Raw genomic sequence first — 18611 nt, forward strand, 5'->3', positions numbered from 1 at the left:
TGATTAATCCTTGGTGACGCGGTTTGCTTCTGCCAGACTGGTAACACCCCAGGCGGCTTTTCTAAGCGCTGAAATTCTAAGGTTATTGAAGCCTTCTTTTTTGGCGGCCTTGGCAATATCTAGGGCGTTGCCGCCCTCCATTATAATGCTGGAGATGGTTGGGGTGATGCGAACTACTTCATATACCCCAACGCGACCTTTGTAACCGTTATTGCATTGTGGGCAGCCCACGGGGTGGTAGAGCTCAAACTCTGCTCTTGGAATGCCAATATCGTCAAAACCTTCCTCACTCAATATTTCATCGGGTATATCAGTGGCGGGCTTTTTACAATTGCTACACAGTCGACGAGCGAGTCGCTGAGCAATAATGACACTGACAGTGGTGGCTACGTTAAAAGCCGGTACGCCCATATTAAGCAAACGGGTGAGGGTTTCAGGCGCGCTGTTAGTATGTAGGGTGGAAAGTACGAGGTGGCCTGTTTGTGCCGCCTTGATGCCAATTTCGGCGGTTTCTAAATCTCGGATTTCACCCACCATGACCACGTCCGGATCTTGGCGCAAAAACGAGCGCAATGCCTCGGCAAAGGTCAGTCCAACCTTGGTGTTCATTTGAACCTGGTTGATACCTTCAAGGTTGATTTCCACCGGATCTTCAGCAGTGCTGATGTTAATCTCGGGCGTGTTAAGTATATTTAGGCCGGTATAGAGAGACACTGTTTTACCGGACCCCGTTGGGCCCGTTACCAAAATCATGCCCTGGGGCTGGGCTAAGGCATCCATATAGATCTTTTTCTGGCTGTCTTCATAGCCCAGGGCATCAATGCCGAGTTTGGCTGAGGAAGGGTCGAGAATACGTAAAACGATTTTCTCGCCGAACAGGGTTGGCAGCGTATTCACTCGGAAGTCGATGGCGCGGGTCTTAGAAATCTTCATCTTAATCCGGCCATCTTGCGGTACGCGACGCTCGGAAATGTCCATCTGCGACATCACTTTCAGGCGTGCTGCTAAACGGGTTGCCAGGTTAACAGGGGGCCGGGCGACTTCTTGCAATATGCCGTCAGTGCGGAACCTGACTCGATAGGCCTTCTCGTAGGGTTCAAAATGAATATCCGAGGCGCCGCTTTTAATGGCATCCAAGAGCACTTTATTAATGAATTTTACAATGGGCGCTTCATCTGCTTCGCTGCCTGGCTTGTCGTCACCTTGCCCATCCTCTTCTACTGCTTGAATATCTAAGTCATCTAGATCGTCGTCATCGAGACCACCTAAGGCGTCGCCAATTGACTCTTCCTGTGCATTTAGAAACTTTTCTATGGCAATGCTGAGCTTGTCACCGTGAACTAGTATTGCCTCTGTACTACAACCAGACTGAAATTTTATTTCGTCGAGCGCGTGTAGGTTGGTGGGGTCCGCCATAGCCACGAACAAGCGATTTCCGCGTTTGTAAAGGGGAAGTGCTTGGTGTTTGTTGATTAGCTTTCGATCAATGGCATCTTTTGGAATTGCTTCAACGTTTAGGCTAGCTAGGTCAAACAGGGGGGTGCCAAATTCTTCGGAGGCGGCATTGGCGATGGCATCGGCATCAAGTGTGCCGCTGGCAACCAAGTACTGTACCAGCGCTTTCTTTTCCTTGGCTGCTTGGCTAATGGCGTTTTTGGCAAGGTCTTCCGTTAAAAGCCCGTCTTTAACCAGTCGGCGTGCGAGTCCGCTAATTTGGGGGGAGGGTGCATTCATGGAATTAGATCGCCCTGAAATTATCTAAGCAAAAGTTGAAAATTGTCTTAACTTTGGCTTATAAGCCTCTGTAAAACAAGCCTATTCTAGTGATTGCAGGCTGAATAATATCGTCAACCAACATTATAGTGCTATTCTGCGAATAAAAAGTGACGAATTTTGTCACCTTGTGACAGGATGTATTTTGAGTTGGACGCTTGATCGGTTGCAACGACATCGAAAAATACGCTCTGGCAGTCTAAACTTGGCTTTGGTGTCGACAATTTTAAGGTTGGCACATAGATTGCTTTCCGATTAATACCTTTTTCCCTAAAAGTCTGTGGAGACACTTTATGAAAAGCGTACAAAAAGGTTTTACCTTGATTGAATTGATGATCGTAGTTGCGATCATCGGTATCCTGGCGGCGGTGGCACTGCCTGCATATCAAGATTACACAATCAGAGCTAAAGTTTCTGAAGGTTTGACTTTGTCGTCTGCACTGAAGACCGCTATATCTGAGACTTTTCAGAGTGCGGGTCCTCAATCAATGGCCTGTACCGATGCAGCTACATGTGCGGCAATAGGTGCTTCGCCAATGGATGCGGGCACTATGGCTAGCAACAAGAATGTTGCCTCTATCACGAGCGATGGTACAGGTATTATCACCATTACTTATAAGCCAGCCGTGTTGCCAGCAGGTGCCAATACACTGCTGATCTCCCCGCTGACAAGTGCGAATGCTGCGCTTGATCTAAGTGCTGCTGCGTCAGCCGGCAACCAGATCTTTTGGAGCTGCTCAACTGGGGGTACAGTGACAGCTAAGTATCGTCCAGCTAACTGCCGTCCTGCTGCTGCGCCATAATCGTTTCGCGAAGTTAAAAAAGGCTGCTCATGCAGCCTTTTTTTTTGAGTAGAAGAGTGCTGCAGCCTCCGTTCGGGAGTTGGGCTGGAAGTTTGTTTGGCGCAGGTTATAAAGTTGATTGAGTGCCGGCGGTAGTAATGGTAGGGCAGGCTGAGGTGATCGCGTACCTTGGCACCACAGTTTTAAGTTGGGAAGGGTTTTTAATGGCGTCAACAATTAGTGGTTGGAGTGGGTTGTTTGCAAGTCGCGCGAGCGATTTCACTTTTCTTGTCTTATTGCCGCTGTTGGCAATATTCTCGGGTGTGGTCGTATATGTCTACCCGGTATATTTTGAGTTGGTACTATTAATCGATTTGTGGTTGTTAGGCTATCACCACGTTATCGCCACATTTAGTCGCCTTGTTATGGATGCAGAGGCGCGGAGGCGCCATATATGGTTGCTTTCAATTCTACCGCTATTGGTGTGTGCGGGAGTCATGGTGTTAACGAAAGTGGCAGGAGTGGCAGCAATTGCAACGCTATATCTTTACTGGCAGTGGTTTCATTATACGCGGCAAAGTGAAGGAATCTCAAAGGCGTACAGTAAGAAGACGAGCAGCTTCGTTAAGTTCGAGAGGATAGACGCAATCTCCTTTTACGCGCTACCAATGGCAACCTTTATGTATATGTTGTCTAGGGGCGAGTCAGAGTTCTTGTTTATGCCGATCTGGGTGCTGCCTCTATCCCAAACATTTGCGGAGGCAATGTTATCGGTTGCATTATTGCTGTCGATTTTTTGGCTCTACCGAAGGTGGTGTGAGTGGATTTCTGGCCGAGCTTCAGTCGCTCTATTTATCTACGGGGTTGGCCACTATTTGATCTATTTAGTGGCGTATGTGTGGATTGACAGGATAAACAGTGGGTGGCTTTGTATTAATATTTGGCACAACGCGCAGTATATTATGTTTGTATGGCTGTTTAATAGTAATAGATATCGACAAGGGGTAGAGCCTGGTTCGCGACTAATTTCCTATCTAAGTCAGCGCGGGCGAGGAGTTATCTACTTTGGCTTTTTTGTGCTTGTGACGTATGTTGTCTATTCGGGCGTTGATTATTCTATCAATAAGTTTTTTACCGATAACCTGTTTGAAATGGCTGTTGTGATTTATGCGGCGATAAACTTCCATCACTATATTGTCGACTCGTTAATATGGAAGTTGAGGGCAAATTCGGTTTCACGTTATGTCTAGGTTACAAAAGGATTACTTTAATCTGGCTGGTCCTCCTGGCCCTTTTCCTGCGCTGGATGGATTGCGAGCTGTTGCGATTGTTTTGGTGATGTTGCGGCATGCGGTCCATTTTCATCCTAACCCGCCCGAGGGGTCGGTTTACAATATTTGGGTAAATGGATGGTTAGGGGTGGATCTATTTTTTGTGTTAAGTGGTTTTTTAATCGCCTATCATTTGTTGTTGCATTGGCCCAAAGAAAGAGTGTCAGGCTATTTGAAACGATTTTATCTAAAACGGGCGTTGCGAATATTGCCACTATATTTTTTTGTAATTGGTTGTGTTTGGTTTGATCTGGTTCCGTTTTATGAGAAACCGGCAGAAATGGGTGCTTCGGATTTATTGGTTTATCTGCTTTTTTTGCAAGAGTTTTATGGCTCGAATATTCTTGTGCCATTGTGGTCTATAGCGATAGAAGAGAAGTTCTACCTAATTGCTCCGCTGCTAATATTGTTGTTTATTAAACTTCCGAACTGGCGACGGATGGTTGGTATAGTATGCTTCTTTGTTGCATCGGTCTATTTGATAAAGTGGACGCTTATGGGGAGCGTGGCGACCTATAGCGAGTATTTTTGGCTATTTCGGGCGCCGTTTTGGTATGCGCTTTGTCCGATATTGTTGGGGTTGTTGATAGCGGTTGTTAAGATTCGTAGCCCTGATCTCAGCGCCTTTGGTAGCAATAGGTTCGGAATTGCTTTTTCTGGAGCTATTTTTTTACTATTCTTGATAGGGGCTAACTGGACTGGGGTGGGCGTCTGGCATCTGGTAGATGCTGTTCAGTTAGGGTTTTCAGTCATTTCTGCCTGCGTCGTATTAATTTGCGTTAGCTCAAATGTTTTGGATTGCACCATGCTAGGTTCGGTGTGTTTGCGATTGATTGCAAAGCTTTCGTACGCCCTTTATCTGGTGCACGTTCCAATGATTCCGCTTGCAGTTTATCTGTCAGGATTGATCGAGGGTGGTTTTTTTGGTTATTTTTTTGTCTATATAATGTTGTCACTTCTAGTCGCATGCGTGATTCATTTGTTAATTGAGAAGCCGTTTTTAGAGATTAAGAATCGTGTTTAAAGATGTACACGTCCGCTCACTTATAATAGCGAAGCTATTTGCAGGTCTGCTTCATTTGCTGATTTCTGCTGTGATAGTTGGGGTGGTCGCGCTCCTGGTATTCTGCGTCTGGTACCCGAATGTGTACTCTGATTTGGCTGGTGGCTCAAATATTTTTTTCATATTGGTGTTGGTTGAGCTGATCCTTGGTCCTGTTGTTTCACTTGTTATATATTCCCCGAGAAAAAAGAAAGAAGAATTGGTAAGGGATTACGTACTGATTGTGATTGTTCAGTGCGGGGCATTAATATATGGAGTATTTACGGCCTATATGGCCAAGCCAGAATTTGTGATTTTTGTAAAAGATCGATTTCAGGTGGTGGCCTATGGGGCAGTGCGGGACGCCATTGATCTAGCTGCTGATCTAGGCGATCGGTTGCATGGCGTTGGCCCTAGATTTATTTCAGTTAGGTTTCCGGATGACGCAGAGGAAATGAACGCGATTCTGTTTTCGGCATTGGAGGGTGTAGATATAGACCTTATGCCAAAATATTATACTCAATATAATGTTAAAGAAGTGAAAAGTGCTGCGCGCCCTATTGAACAATTGCTTAGAATGAGTTTGATTGTCGAGGAGCGGCATACTGAAGTATTGAATGCTTGTCGAAATTGTAAATGGCTTCCAATATTTAGTGGCGAAAATGAATGGGTCGTTTTGTTGGACGCTGAAACAGGCTTCCCTAAAGGCTATTTGAAGATAGCTGCTATGTAGTGATTCAGCTAGCGCTGTTAGGCAATAACTACTCTCATCGACAGATCAACTGCCCTGCAATGCTTCGTCAATGCACCTATAGAAATATAGTCCACCCCAAGTCCTGCGATATTGCGCAAATTTTCGGGGGTGATAGAACCAGAGGCTTCCAGTTTGGCGCAGGTGGTGTTTCGTCGGTTGATTTCTACAGCTTTTAACGTGTCGGAATCCGTAAATTCATCCAGCATTATAGTATCCGCTCCGGCGCGCAGCGCAATTGCGAATTCTTCCAGGTTCTCAACTTCCACTTCTACCGGTTTGCTGGGTGCTATTTTATGGGCAACGTTGATGGCTTGCTCGATCCCGCCGCACGCCATAATGTGATTCTCTTTAATTAGGAATGCATCGTATAAGCCGATGCGGTGGTTGTAGCAGCCACCGCAGGTCACGGCGTATTTTTGTGCTGTGCGTAATCCCGGAATTGTTTTGCGGGTGTCTAAAAGTTTGACCCCGGTGCCGGCAACCAGGTCTGCGTATTCGCGGCATTTGGTGGCAACGCCTGATAGCAGTTGCAGAAAGTTTAGGGCAGTGCGCTCGCCGGTCATGAGCGAGCGGGCGTTACCCTCGAGCTCGAACAGCAGATCATTTGCCTTGGCTTTTTGACCATCTTGGGTGTGCCAGGTTACTGTGACAGATGGATCTAGTTGCCGAAAGACTTCATCGACCCATTCTGCTCCGGCAATCACGCAGTCCTCACGCGTAATGATGCGAGCTTTGGCGGACTGTGTCGCAGGGATCAGTTGGGCGGTAATATCGCCTGTGCCAATGTCTTCGGCCAAAGCCTGGCGAACGGACTGGATGCGGTCTTCTGCAATTTGTTGTTCGAGTGTTTTGTTGTTAGTCATGCTTACGGGTATCAGGTGTCGAATCGTAAAGTTGGGCGCATTGTACCAGTATGGCCAGGTTAGTGGTGCTGGATCAGCGTTAGCTGGCTGCCTTTTCTGTGCCATTCCACTTGTTTGAGCGCGCTCATGCCGAGCAGTATTTCATCGCCTGTCATGCCTGGATTCAGCGCGCCACGCAAGTCCTTCAATTGAATGCCGCCCAGGCTGAGCGCTTCGATGTGTGTGGCGTAGACGGTGACCTGGCCGTTGGCCGTCTGGGATGTCATAGGTCTGCCACGTTCGAGTTGTAGTCTGTCGGCTAAATGTGCCGGTACCGAGACGTGTGTTGCGCCGGTATCCAGCAAAAAAGTGACGGTTATACCGTTGATTGTCCCAGTTGCAACATAGTGGTGTTGACGGTTGGCCTCAAGTACCACGCGGGTTTGAGCGGCGCTTGTGGTGCTGTCAGGGCGGTGATTCGGGTTTATCTGGGTATCTTCCCAGCGGCCAAATATCAACGTCAGTAGTGCCAGTGCGGCAATCCAGCCGGCAATAATCATGTGGCGGCCCATTCGGGCGGTTTTTGGGGAGTCCATGGGTGTGGGGTCCTGATTTTATAGCCTAATGCGTTGAATTAGCGCATCTACTGGGTACATTTGTTCTAATACGACATTTTACTTATAACACGGTGTGATGGAATTCTCGAAGTGAGCAGCTGCCACTGGGTATGTTTGGGACAATGATTATACTAAGATTCCGCTGAAACTCCGTTATGGGTATTCAGCAGGGATCTATTTGAACCACGCGCGATTATCGTTGGAGTGTAATCATGTCGACGGGACCCCAAGGGGCGAAAGTAGTGCCATTAAAGCCAGATACCAGAGTTGATGCCAAGCGGGTCGATCGCGCCCTGTTGGCACGCCTACCTGCGCCTGTACACGCGGTACAGCTCAAAGGTAAGCAGCTGCTGGCCGGCCTACTGCGCACGCTGTTCGACAAGGCCGATGACTCCCTCTTCGAGCTGGCCGACCGCGCGGTCAATAACCAAGATCAAAACCTGTTTTTTGAGTCTATGCGCGAAGTTAGGCTTAAGCGTCGGAATGTAGAAACCCAGTTTGCCGACCACATCGACGGCGCCTTTGCACGCCTGGCCTCGCAGGAAGCGCAGTCTCAACCAGAGGAAGACAGCTACGCGGACGACCTGTCCATGGACAATCTGTCGCTGGTGCAAAATGATGAGCTGGAGGAGTTGGTGGCCACTGACTCAATGATTCAGAAAGCCAATGAGCGCTTTGCCGAACCGATTCAACATCTGGCCATTCGAATCGACAGTTTGGTGCCCGTGAAGGTGTATCAGAAGAACAACCCCTTGGGCCCTGACGTCTTGTGTGCCGGCTTCGTTGCCGCTACCGGTTGTATGAGCCTAGATATTAAAGCGCGACTGGTGCTTTTTAAGTTATTTGACCGGCTGGTGGTTACCCAGCTTGGCAAAGTGTACGACGAAGCTAACAAAACCCTGGTGGATCACAACGTGCTGCCCTCTCTGAAGGGGCAGTTGCGCGCAAACCGGCGGGCGAGCCCCGCCGGTCGCGCGCCAGCTGGTGGCGGCAACCAAGGCGGTGGTGGATATGAGGCGGCAGGGCGCTACGATGAGTCCGCCGATAGCGAGGCCAACAACGAGGTGCTGTCTACCTTGCAGCAACTGTTGGCACAACAGCGTGGCGACGGTGGCGATCAGCTGGCGCCAGAGTTTAGCGGCCCCACGATAGGGACCAACGACGTCATGCGGCTGCTTTCACAACTGCAGCAGCGCGGTCTGCCCGGTGGGCAGAACAACGTGAAGTCTGTGTTAGACCACGTATTGCGAGCCCGCGAAGATGGCAAAAAGCTGGGCCAGTTAGATGATGACATCATCAACTTGGTCAATATGATGTTTGAGTTCATTCTGGACGACCGCAACTTGGCGTCGCCCATGAAAGCGTTACTGGGTCGCTTGCAAATTCCGCTCTTAAAAGTTGCCATCGCCGATAAAACATTTTTTTCAAAAGGCGGGCACCCGGCGCGTCGATTATTGAATGAACTGGCAACAGCGGCATTGGGTTGGCAGGGCGATGGCGGTGAAAAGGATACCCTCTACAAGAAAATCGACGGCATAGTACAAAAATTAATCACCGATTTTGACAGCGATGTATCGATTTTTAATGACATGCTGGCCGATTTCGTGTCTTTTACGGAAAAAGAAAAGCGCCGTGCGTCTATTTTAGAACAGCGAACCTTGGATGCCGAAGATGGCAAGGCCAAGGCGGAACGCGCCCGGGCACTGGTAAATCAAAGTGTCGCCGCGCTGGTTGGCGATCGCGAATTGCCGGGGGCTGTGCAGAAGCTATTGCAAGATGCTTGGGGCAACGTCTTATTCTTGATTTGCCTCAAGCACGACACCGACAGTGATGAGTGGAAAGATGCGCTCCAAACCGCTGCAGACCTGGTTTGGAGTGTGAGTGCCAAATTGGACAAGGACGCGCGTGCGCGCATGTTGCAATTAGTGCCCGACTTGCTCAAGCGTTTGCGGGCGGGCTTGGAAAGTGTGTCATACAACCCCTTTGAGATGACTCAGCTGTTCAAGCAATTGCAGGCAGTGCATTTGCAGCGTCTAAAGGCGCCTGTGGTGAAGGTGGCAGAAACGCCTGGCCCCGCAACACTCGCTGCCAACGAGCCCACTTCTGAAATTGTCGAATCCGCGCGGGAACCCGAGCCCACGCCCGAGCCCGAGCCTACACCGCAAGCGATGGTTGAGACGGTGATTGCCGCATTGCCAGAAGATGTAGCGGTGGAGCCCGAGCCGGAAGCGCAAGCCAGCAATCCGTTTTTGGCACAGGTGGCGCGCATGTCGCCCGGTAGCTGGTTTGAACATCACCAGGACGGACAACACTATCGCTGCCGCCTGGCTGCCATTATTAAAGCGACGGGTAAATACATTTTCGTGAATCGCGCCGGTATGAAGGTCGCTGAAATGAATGCTCAGGCTTTTGCCGACGCACTCAGAGATGGCGAGCTGCAATCGCTCGATGACGGTATGCTGTTTGATCGTGCGCTAGAAGCCGTAATCGGCAATCTACGCACCACCCGAGGTCGTTAATCGCCCCGTTTCTTAATATACTCTCTGCACGCTCGGGCTTTATCGGCCCGAGCGCCTTTTATCAGTGCAGGGCAGCCGGTGATATCCACAAATTCCAGTGAAGACCTTTGGTTGAGCGGCGCGCGTCGGTGCGAGTCGCCCAATTTCAATGCGCGGCCAGCGGATGTCGCTGTCTCACTATTGGTGATTCACAATATCAGCTTGCCGCCAGGCCAATTCGGTGGCGACGAAGTGGAAGCGTTTTTTTGCAATCAACTGGATACTGGTGCACACCCCTATTTTGCTGGGCTGGCCGGTGTCGAAGTATCTGCCCACCTGTTTGTTCGCCGCACAGGCGAGTTGGTGCAATTTGTTCCCCTCAACCAGCGCGCTTGGCACGCGGGTGTGTCCTGTTTTGAGGGCCGGGAAAATTGTAACGACTTTTCGGTGGGCATAGAGCTGGAGGGCGCCGATCATTTAGCCTATACACAGGCTCAATACGATGTCTTGTCGGTTGTGACCCGACAGTTGCTATCCTTGTACCCAGCGTTGACGCCGGCCCGTATTGTGGGCCACTCTGAAATTGCCCCCGGCCGCAAAACTGACCCGGGCCCTGCCTTTGATTGGCACTATTACAGATCGCTTGTAGGAGCAGAATAAATGGGGTTTATCAGCCTTTTATGTGTGCTGGCATTGGTGCAATGGTGGGGGTCTGGTGGACCGATGCAACGCGACGCCCTTTTCTTCGCTTTCGCCGACGGCGTACAGCGCTGGGTAAAGTCACCGGCCCTTCAGACCTTGGCCGTGGTGGTGGTGCCTGTAGTGGTGCTGCTCGGCTTATGCTTGCTCTTACAGCACTATTTGTCGCCTCTATTTGTATTGTTGGTCAATATTCCAGTGCTGTTGTTCGCATTAGGGCGCGGCCGGTTAGACCTATTGGTGCAAAACTACACCGATGCTTGGCACGATCAGGACAAGGGGGCGGCCTGCGATGCAGTGGATGCACTGCGTTTGGACGGTGAGGCCTCATGCCAAACTGATGGGCAGTGGCAGGGTGTTCACGCCGAGGCCTTTCAGGCCATCAGCTATCGCGGTTTCGAGCGAATGTTTGCGGTTCTATTCTGGTTTGCGGTGCTGGGCGCGCCGGGCGCGCTCTTTTATCGATTGGCCGCGCTCGCTGCGCGCAGGCCCGAATTTGAGTCTGAAACGCGCGCTTTGGCACACCGGCTTCTGTGGATTTTGGAGTGGCCCGTGGCTCGACTCTACTATTTGTCAGTGGCTGTAGTGGGAGATTTTGTGGCCTGTGCAGAACGCTGGCGGGTGTTGGGGCTCTGTATGAAAAGCCCGACGCCTATGGTCGTCGAGGCTTTCAATCGCGGCGCTCTAGGGCTAGACGGTGCCTTGGTACGCGAGGTCGCCGGCGGCGACCTGGAGGCCGTGAAGGAAATTGATCAGCTGGTGGGGTTGATGGGGCGCGCCTTGATCCTTTGGGTGTGCGCAGCCGCGCTTATTGCTCTGTTAGTGGGGGGCTAATCAGCGGCTGTTGGGCCACCTGGCCAATGAAAGTTTCCAGTGGGAAGGGGGATTCCATCGCGACAGCCAAGGCAGTGGTGGAAACCGCTGTAGCTGATACGACTTCTCGGGTGGTTTTTAGCTGATTTGCCGTGTGGATTATATATTGTGTATGACGTCGGTAAGCCGTCTTGCCAAAGCCCCTTAGCGAACCAGGGGATACCCCAAAGGCTTCGGCTATAGATTCATGGGCTTCTAACTGCAAAAGTTCACACAGGGCGGCGGCAACACCTGCGAGTTCTGTCGCCCGCCTGCGCATGCGTGCGTGTAAAAGTTGCGCGCGCGGGCAGTGAAAATCACTTAGCACTCGGGCGATTACATCGGATACCAGGCTTTCTCGCTGCGCCAGGCGCACACGCGCAGTGCAACTGCCGGCGGCATGATGGGTTGCAGTCTCTGCCCGCAACGGAATGTTGCGATGCATCAAGTGTCGGTAGGCTCTGTCGCGCCCCTGTCGTCGGGGGCATAGCTGCTGCCAGAAATCGTCAGTTGCGAGCCAGTTGTAACGATTCTGCTCGCCGGCATAGTGACCGTGGCTTGTCCACGGGTAGATGTCGGCTGCGGCTCCATAGTGGCGAGGCAGTGTATGCAGGTGTAATACGCGCTCGACCAGCTGATTGGGCGCCAGGTCGATAATATGGCAGTGTTGGTGCAACGGGTGTTGGGCGTCGCCAGTAAACGCCTTCAGCAGTTGGCCTAAAAAATGTTCGGCTTCAGCGGGGGGCGCTTTAAGTAACAGGTGGATTTGCTGCTCGAAGAGCGCAAAGGCAACCACGGGCACCCGCTGTGCGCCGATGACCTGTAACGCATCGCAATAGTCAGTGGCGCTACTGAAGAGCGGTTCTGGGGCCTGCAGCCGGAGGTCTGAATGTTTGTAATTATTAGTCATCGCGAAATCCCTGCCTGATACCTAAAAATAGCTGAGATTGCGACTTTGGCAAGAGCTGCTACGGGCCTTGAAGCTTCTGGTATGATCGCGCCCTGAGTTTATTGGAGTCTGATGCTGATGCCTTCTTTTGATATTGTGTCCGATGTCGACAAGCAAGTCCTTACTAACTGTGTAGACCAGGCCACACGGATAATTACTAACCGTTTTGATTTTAAAGGCGTAGATGCCAAATTCGAGCGGCAGGATTATGTGGTCACTCTCATCGCCGAGGCGGAGTTCCAGGTGCAGCAGATGCTGGATATATTGCAGGGTGCGCTGCATAAAGCCGGCGTGGACATCGCTTGCCTGGAGGTGGGCGACCCGGTCATGAGCGGCAAGTTAACCCGTATGCCGGTTACCGTGCGCACCGGGCTTGAAAGCGAGCTGGCGAAAAAAATCGTCAAGATGATTAAAGACAAAAAGCTGAAAGTGCAGGCGCAAATCCAGGGCGATCAGGTGCGCGTGACCGGCAAAAAGCGCGATGATTTACAATCTGTGATTGCCATGTTGCGCGCATCGGAGATCGACATGCCCCTCCAGTACGAAAATTTCCGCGACTAGTTCAGCCTCGATTATGGGTTCAGCACCGATGCCAGAGGCCGGTGCAAGTGGGCCGGCAGGCGCTTTGCGCTAGCTGCTTTGCCAGCGGAACAGGCGCCCGGCCAACAGCATCAAGAGCAGCGACATGCCCAGCAGCACCGCCAGGTGGTCGGCAATTTGCCAAAATCCGGCACCCTCGACCATAACAGCGCGGGCGGCTTTAACCATGTGCGTGAGCGGACTCAGGTTCGACAGGGCTATCAGCCATTGGGGTGCGCCCTCCAGTGAAAACCAGACTTCGGAGACCATCATCAGTGGAAAGCTGATGAAGTTCAGCAGGCCATTGGCAAATTCTTCGCTCGCAATGCGCGCGGCTACCACCAAACCTAAGGCCAACATGCTCAGGTTGCCGGCGAGCGCCACTAGCAGCAAATTCAAGTAGCTGCCCAGCATTAAAAAATCCAGCATCAGGTCGCAACTGAGGTACACAATGCTACTCACCAGCAGCATGATCACCATGCGCGAAGCCAGTTGTGCGCCCAGAAATTCCAGCGGGTGAGTGGGGGTCGCCTGCAGGCGCTTAAGCACCCCGTTCTTGCGGTAGCGCACGATCACATAGCCGATACCCCAAAGGCCGGAAAACATTAAATTCATACCCAAAATGCCGGGTACTACCCAATCCACGTAGCGCACTGCCTGGCCTTGCGCCTCTTGCCGCTCAAGGGGACGCAGCAGCAATGCCTCCAGCACTTGGCCTTTTTTACTGTTGGGATTTACCCAGTAGCGCTGGCCGTCGATCAACATATCCAATTGGTGGTGGGCAATGCGCTGGCGACCTAGTTGTGCATCGATCACGGTGGTGGCTTCAACCAGGGTGGGGTCGAAGTAGTCGGCGACCTGCGAATCCGACAGTACGCCCACCTTAAACAGGGGCTGGCCACCGGCGCTGAAGGCCAGCGCCACCACGCCAATGATCAACGGCGGCATAATAAACGACCACACAAGCGAGCTCTTGTCGCGGTAGTATTCTTTATTGCGAGCGATAAATAGTGTTATGACACGGTGCATGGCAAATTACTCGCGCAGCCGGTGGCCGGTTAGTTTCAGGAATAAATCGTCGAGTGTGGGCGATCGCACCTGCAGACTGGTGAGTGCAACGTTCGCCTGCATTAGGCGGTTGAGCATGGCCTGCACATCGTTGGCGGCCAATCGCCACTGGTCGCGCACTTGCAGTGCCCCCAATTGTTGGGCCTGATGGGGCTGCAGGGCTGCATTGTCCAAATAGATGAACACCTCGTCAAAGTGTTCGCCCAGCAGGCGCGCCGGCGACCCCTCGGCAATGATGCGACCTCTGTCGATGATCACCAGTTGATCGCACAGTTGCTGCGCTTCATCCATGTAGTGCGTCGTCAGCACAATGGTTTTTCCCTGTTTTTTGAGGTTGGCAACCAACGTCCAAAAATTATGGCGCGACTGAGGGTCCAAGCCCGTGGTGGGCTCGTCGAGAAAAATCAGCTGCGGGTTGTTGATGAGTGCTAGCGCTAACAGCAACCGCTGGCGTTGGCCGCCAGATAGCTTGGCGGCATCGCGGTGCAAAACGTCGCCCAGCTGGCACTGCTCCACCAGCGCATCGATGGGTGCATGTTGTTGGTAGAGCCCGGCAAATACCGACAGGACTTCGCGGACACTCAAGTAATCCATCAGCGCAGTGGATTGAAACTGGATGCCAATTTCCCGTTTGAAGTTGGCCGTTCGCGGTTGGCCGCGGTATAAAATTTCGCCAGCGCTGGGAGTGGTTATCCCTTCGATCATTTCGATAGTGGTGGTTTTACCGGCCCCATTAGGGCCTAACAGGCCAAAGCACTGGCCCGCGGGAATTCCGAAACTGATGCCGTCCACGGCGGTGTGCGGGCCGTAGCATTTGGTGAGATTCTTAACTTCCAGCAGATACGTCACAGTCGCGGCCCCAGGGTGTCCAAGGCGCAGTATAACAACTAGCGCCTGGGGCCGGGACTCTGCTAGGGTGCGGGTATTTCTTAGCCTGATTTGCAGGGAGTGCCCAGTATCGCCATTCACCTAGATGTTAAAGCCCTGCGGCGCTACCGCGACCCTCGGGTGGTGTCGGTGTTTTTATTGGGTCTATCCAGTGGATTTCCCTGGGTCATTATCGGCACAGCTCTGACGCTGTGGCTGCAAGAATTTGGCTTATCGCGCTCGGCTATCGGCTACTTCGGGGCGGTATTTGCCGCCTATTCCGTAAACTTTCTGTGGTCGCCATTGGTCGACCGATTGCGTATCCCTGGCTTTACCGGGCGCAAAGGCTGGATCTTTTTGGGCCAACTCGGCATTTTGTCTTGCTGTTTAGGACTCAGCTTACAATCGCCCGCCGAATCGTTGCAGTGGATGGCCTGGCTGGCAATAGGTGTGGCCGTTTGCGCCGCCACCCACGATATCGCCATCGACGCCTATCGCATCGACAGCTTTGGTGCAGACGAAGCCGACGCGCTCACAGCTGCCTCGGCGGCGGCCACCGCTGGCTGGTGGAGTGGCTATGCGGGGCTGGGCTTTATACCGCTGTTTCTATCGGATCTGAACTGGTCTTGGCCCGAACTCTATCAATTGATGGCACTGATGGTCGTGGTGATTTTGGTGTTGTCATTGTGCGTGCCTAAACCCAAGGAGTCGCACGCAATAGTGCAAGAGACTGCCGACTACTACCGAACGCGGCTGCGCGCGAGTAGCCGTCGGACGCTGTTGCCCTACATTTGGCTGACGATGCTGAGTGGTTGCCTGATTGCACTGATGCTCGCAATAGGCGCGCCGGTATGGCTCTGGTTGGTGAGCGCCGTGGTTGTAGTAATGCTCTACCCGCCGTTGGCGCAGGGTGGGGCTCAGACGCGCATGGCTGATCGCGCCACCGTCTGGCTGTTGGTGACGTTAGTGGGTCCCTTTCACGACTTCTTTCGGCGCAATGGTGTCCGCATGGCACTTTCGCTGTTGCTGTTCATCTTCCTTTTTAAAATCGGCGAGGCCTTTTTGGGGCGAATGTCGGTGGTGTTTTACAAAGAGCTGGGCTTCAGCAATACCGATATTGCCACCTATTCAAAATTAATGAGTTGGTGGGTCACCATCGTGTTTGCTTTGATTGGCGGCTACTTCAATATGTTGTTTGGTGTGGTCAGGGGCTTGTTTATCGGCGGTGTTGCCATGGCGGGCAGTAATCTGCTGTTTGCCGTGATGGCCGTGGTGGGCCCCAATATACCGCTATATGCGTTTACGATTTTGGTGGATGGTTTTTGCCAAGCCTGGTCGACCGTGGCATTTGTGGCATTTTTATCGCTACTGTCTAACCGGGCGTTCAGTGCCACACAATATGCCTTAATGGCATCATTGGGCACCTTTGCGCGCACCTTGCTCAGTGCCTACAGCGGCGTAATGGTGGATTGGCTGGATGGCAACTGGGTGGTTTTCTTTGTGATTACCACGCTGATGGTGGCGCCCAGTCTGTGGCTGCTTTGGCAGATGAAAGACACGCTGGAGGCGCGCTTTGGCACGGGCTCTAGGTCTCCCACCAATGTGATGGCGCAACCCGGTGACTCGCATTCAAGCTGACCCCTTCCTGTTGAAGCAGAGCCACTTGGCGCTCAAAGGCTGAGCTGCCAACAGGAAACGCCGGTTTTCCACTGGCCGTTATTACTCTGTGCCAGGGCAGGCGGCTTCCTTCGGGTAGTTGTTTCAAAATACTGCCCACCAAGCGCGCCCTACCTGGGTAGCCCGCCAGTTGTGCTAGACGTCCATAACTGGTAACACGCCCCGCTGGAATGGCCATTAAAAGCGTATAAATGTGTGATTTCACGTCATCTGTTTTCATTTTGTAGCGTACATCGTCTAAAATCCGCCATGTTTATTCATTGTGATCGTAAAAGGGAGTGGTTATGAAGTGGGTTATCTCAGCGTTAGTGCTGATAGTGGCGCAGTCGGCCGTGGCTGGCAAACTGACGCTCAAAAATGGCGATACCTTGACCGGCGAAATCAAAAGCATGGATGCCGACAATGTGGTGTGGGTATCTGAATCACTGGGCGAGCTGACTATCGCTAAATCCAAGATTGATGACTTGGAGAGCAGTGAGCTGGTTAAAATTGATGGTCACGAAGAGGCCTGCGCCATAGTGGGTATGGACGGCCCAAAGGTGAATTTCAGTTGTGCCGGTGGCACTACGGGCAATGCGCCGCTGCTTACAATCAATAAAGTGGAGCCCTACGAGGCCTTCTTGATGGGCTCATCCACTTATACCGGTAAAATCAGCCTCACCGGTTTCCAAGACCGCGGCAATAAGATCGAAGACACATGGGTGTTTGATGCCTTTAATGAGTATCGTCGCGGCGATTACCGCCACGGCGGCAAACTGCAGTTTGACTCCAAGTCGAAAGACCCTGAACCCAAGCAGGAGCGAGCGTTGGCGGAATACCAGTTTGACTGGTTCTTTGCCGAGCGCTGGTTCTGGACCAACACTCTTGCCTATAGCTTCGACGATGCAAAATCCATCAAGGAAAAATTCAGAGCCGGTACCGGTATCGGTTACCAGTTTTGGGAAAATGACGTGACTGCCCTGTCTGTGCGCGGCGGTGGCAGTTATGTGGACGAATACTTTAAAACGCCGGTAGTGGTCACCCCGGATTTTGAAGAACGCGATCAGCGTGCGGCTTGGACTGCCGGGTTAAATTACCGCTATAAGTTTGGTTTTGGCGGCGAGTTTTTCCACAGCTCAAATTACGCGGTGGCCAATAACGAGCGCTCCAATTGGCAGCTCGATGCCGATACCGGTTTTGCCATGCCCTTGGTAGGCGGTGTCTTCGGCGAATTAAAGCACGAGTACGATTACAACAACCAGGCGCAGCCAGGTACCAAGAAGCTGGACACGCGCATCACTGTGGGCGTGGGCTACCAATGGTAAATAAAACGTCGGCGGCATAAATGGGTTGCTGGAGCCCCTGCACCTCGTGCGTTCCGGGTGTAGAAGCGGTTCAAGAGTGGGCCTTGGGCCCACTGTCGCTTTACGCTATTGGTTCGCCGTTTAATTCTGAGTCTTGTGGCATGCTCGGCAGCATCTGTTAGCTGTGCGAACGCGCGATGCTCGCGCCCGTGCGAGCTCGACTAGATCCTTAAGCCCGCATCGACCTCGATAGTGCGGCCCGACAAGTAATTGTTTTCAAGAATAAACTGCGCCGTTTGCGCGATATGAGCGGGCTGGCCCATGCGCCCAAGGGGCACCGCCATGCGAATCAAATCCAGCGCTTCGGGCTTCATGCTTTGGGTCATTTCTGTTTCCACGAACCCCGGGGCGATGGCCATGGCGCGAATTTTGTACCGCGCCAACTCCTTGGCCCAAGTAACGGTGAGCGCCTCCACGCCGGCTTTGGCCGCCGCATAATTACTCTGACCAACGTTGCCGGCTCGCGAAATACTGGCCAAATTGATGATGGCCGCGTCTTCATTGTCTTGCAGGGCCATAATGGACGCCGCCTCGCGGCCACACAGGAACACACCCGTCAGATTGACGTCAATGACCTGCTGCCATTGCTCCAGGCTCATGCGCTTTTCAATCTGGCCATTTTTAACCTTGATCATCATGCCGTCGCGGGTAATGCCGGCGTTATTGATGAGCCCGTCTAGGCGCTCAAAGTGCGAGTTAATCTGACCAAAAGCTGCCACCACCGCTGTTTCGTCGGCCACATTACAGGGCAAGGGTAAGACCTTTGGGCTGCCGGCCTGGGTACAGGCCTCGGCCACCGCCGCCAAGCTATCGACATTGAGATCGATCAGTGCCAGTTGGGCACCTAAACCGGCCAGGTGCAGGGCAATGGCCTTACCTATGCCTTGGCTGGCACCTGTGATCACAAGGGTAGATGTGGAAAGATTCATGCTGGCCTC

The 18611-nt window shown here is 52.3% G+C and carries 18 protein-coding genes; 10 read left to right on the plus strand and 8 right to left on the minus strand.

The window, feature by feature from the left end; genetic code table 11:
* Nucleotides 1–3 precede the first annotated feature (3 nt).
* Entirely contained in the window at nucleotides 4–1734 is a 1731-nt protein-coding gene (gene pilB, locus ACW8F6_RS12435) for a type IV-A pilus assembly ATPase PilB (RefSeq protein WP_491576190.1), read from the minus strand.
* A gap of 332 nt (nucleotides 1735–2066) precedes the next feature.
* Between pilB and ACW8F6_RS12440 the strand changes: the two genes are divergently transcribed.
* From ACW8F6_RS12440 to ACW8F6_RS12455, 4 genes are all read left to right on the plus strand, one after another.
* Nucleotides 2067–2576, plus strand: a complete 510-nt coding sequence (locus ACW8F6_RS12440) for a pilin (RefSeq protein WP_491576191.1) — start codon at nucleotides 2067–2069, stop codon at nucleotides 2574–2576.
* A 122-nt stretch (nucleotides 2577–2698) separates the two neighbouring features.
* A complete protein-coding gene (locus tag ACW8F6_RS12445; RefSeq protein ID WP_491576192.1) occupies nucleotides 2699–3805 on the plus strand; it encodes a hypothetical protein in 1107 nt (368 codons plus the stop codon).
* Nucleotides 3798–4910, plus strand: a complete 1113-nt coding sequence (locus ACW8F6_RS12450; protein WP_491576193.1) for an acyltransferase family protein — start codon at nucleotides 3798–3800, stop codon at nucleotides 4908–4910. Before ACW8F6_RS12445 ends, ACW8F6_RS12450 begins: the two co-directional genes overlap by 8 nt.
* Nucleotides 4903–5661 (plus strand): hypothetical protein, encoded by a 759-nt coding sequence (locus ACW8F6_RS12455; RefSeq protein ID WP_491576194.1) that lies wholly within the window; start codon nucleotides 4903–4905, stop codon nucleotides 5659–5661. The genes ACW8F6_RS12450 and ACW8F6_RS12455 overlap by 8 nt, the downstream gene beginning before the upstream one ends.
* A 17-nt stretch (nucleotides 5662–5678) precedes the next feature.
* Here the strand turns inward: ACW8F6_RS12455 and nadC are convergent, their stop codons facing one another.
* Both nadC and ACW8F6_RS12465 read right to left on the minus strand, forming a co-directional pair.
* Nucleotides 5679–6545, minus strand: coding sequence for a carboxylating nicotinate-nucleotide diphosphorylase (gene nadC / locus ACW8F6_RS12460; RefSeq protein ID WP_491576195.1), 867 nt, complete (start codon nucleotides 6543–6545; stop codon nucleotides 5679–5681).
* A gap of 59 nt (nucleotides 6546–6604) precedes the next feature.
* Nucleotides 6605–7120, minus strand: coding sequence for a retropepsin-like aspartic protease family protein (locus ACW8F6_RS12465; protein WP_491576196.1), 516 nt, complete (start codon nucleotides 7118–7120; stop codon nucleotides 6605–6607).
* A gap of 233 nt (nucleotides 7121–7353) precedes the next feature.
* On the opposite strand from ACW8F6_RS12465, the gene ACW8F6_RS12470 reads away from it, so the two are divergent.
* From ACW8F6_RS12470 to ampE, 3 genes are all read left to right on the plus strand, one after another.
* Entirely contained in the window at nucleotides 7354–9660 is a 2307-nt protein-coding gene (locus tag ACW8F6_RS12470; RefSeq protein ID WP_491576197.1) for a DUF1631 domain-containing protein, read from the plus strand.
* A gap of 78 nt (nucleotides 9661–9738) precedes the next feature.
* Complete coding sequence (gene ampD, locus ACW8F6_RS12475; RefSeq protein ID WP_491576198.1) at nucleotides 9739–10299, plus strand: 1,6-anhydro-N-acetylmuramyl-L-alanine amidase AmpD; 561 nt, start codon at nucleotides 9739–9741, stop codon at nucleotides 10297–10299.
* Nucleotides 10300–11172, plus strand: a complete 873-nt coding sequence (ampE, locus tag ACW8F6_RS12480; protein WP_491576199.1) for a regulatory signaling modulator protein AmpE — start codon at nucleotides 10300–10302, stop codon at nucleotides 11170–11172.
* On the opposite strand, the gene ACW8F6_RS12485 is transcribed toward ampE, so the two are convergent.
* Nucleotides 11147–12100, minus strand: a complete 954-nt coding sequence (locus tag ACW8F6_RS12485; protein ID WP_491576200.1) for a hypothetical protein — start codon at nucleotides 12098–12100, stop codon at nucleotides 11147–11149. The two genes, ampE and ACW8F6_RS12485, sit on opposite strands and share 26 nt — an antisense overlap.
* 117 nt (nucleotides 12101–12217) lie before the next feature.
* Here ACW8F6_RS12485 and ACW8F6_RS12490 point away from each other — a divergent pair, with 117 nt between their 5' ends.
* Nucleotides 12218–12700 carry a YajQ family cyclic di-GMP-binding protein gene (locus ACW8F6_RS12490; protein ID WP_491576264.1) on the plus strand — a complete coding sequence of 161 codons (483 nt, stop codon included), beginning with the start codon at nucleotides 12218–12220 and terminating at the stop codon, nucleotides 12698–12700.
* 69 nt (nucleotides 12701–12769) lie between these two features.
* Here the strand turns inward: ACW8F6_RS12490 and ACW8F6_RS12495 are convergent, their stop codons facing one another.
* Both ACW8F6_RS12495 and ACW8F6_RS12500 read right to left on the minus strand, forming a co-directional pair.
* Nucleotides 12770–13747, minus strand: a complete 978-nt coding sequence (locus ACW8F6_RS12495) for an ABC transporter permease (protein WP_491576201.1) — start codon at nucleotides 13745–13747, stop codon at nucleotides 12770–12772.
* A gap of 6 nt (nucleotides 13748–13753) precedes the next feature.
* On the minus strand, nucleotides 13754–14635 hold the full coding sequence (locus ACW8F6_RS12500; protein WP_491576202.1) for an ABC transporter ATP-binding protein: 882 nt from the start codon (nucleotides 14633–14635) through the stop codon (nucleotides 13754–13756).
* Nucleotides 14636–14734: 99 nt separating this feature from the next.
* Here ACW8F6_RS12500 and ACW8F6_RS12505 point away from each other — a divergent pair, with 99 nt between their 5' ends.
* Nucleotides 14735–16291 carry an AmpG family muropeptide MFS transporter gene (locus ACW8F6_RS12505; protein WP_491576203.1) on the plus strand — a complete coding sequence of 519 codons (1557 nt, stop codon included), beginning with the start codon at nucleotides 14735–14737 and terminating at the stop codon, nucleotides 16289–16291.
* Here ACW8F6_RS12505 and ACW8F6_RS12510 read toward each other — a convergent pair.
* On the minus strand, nucleotides 16239–16550 hold the full coding sequence (locus tag ACW8F6_RS12510; RefSeq protein ID WP_491576204.1) for an MGMT family protein: 312 nt from the start codon (nucleotides 16548–16550) through the stop codon (nucleotides 16239–16241). The two genes, ACW8F6_RS12505 and ACW8F6_RS12510, sit on opposite strands and share 53 nt — an antisense overlap.
* Before the next feature lie 64 nt (nucleotides 16551–16614).
* Between ACW8F6_RS12510 and ACW8F6_RS12515 the strand changes: the two genes are divergently transcribed.
* Nucleotides 16615–17634: a DUF481 domain-containing protein gene (locus ACW8F6_RS12515; protein WP_491576205.1), complete on the plus strand. Its 1020-nt coding sequence runs from the start codon at nucleotides 16615–16617 to the stop codon at nucleotides 17632–17634.
* Nucleotides 17635–17834: 200 nt separating this feature from the next.
* Here the strand turns inward: ACW8F6_RS12515 and ACW8F6_RS12520 are convergent, their stop codons facing one another.
* Nucleotides 17835–18602 carry an SDR family oxidoreductase gene (locus ACW8F6_RS12520; RefSeq protein WP_491576206.1) on the minus strand — a complete coding sequence of 256 codons (768 nt, stop codon included), beginning with the start codon at nucleotides 18600–18602 and terminating at the stop codon, nucleotides 17835–17837.
* Nucleotides 18603–18611 lie beyond the last annotated feature (9 nt).

The organism is Simiduia sp. (assembly GCF_058345725.1).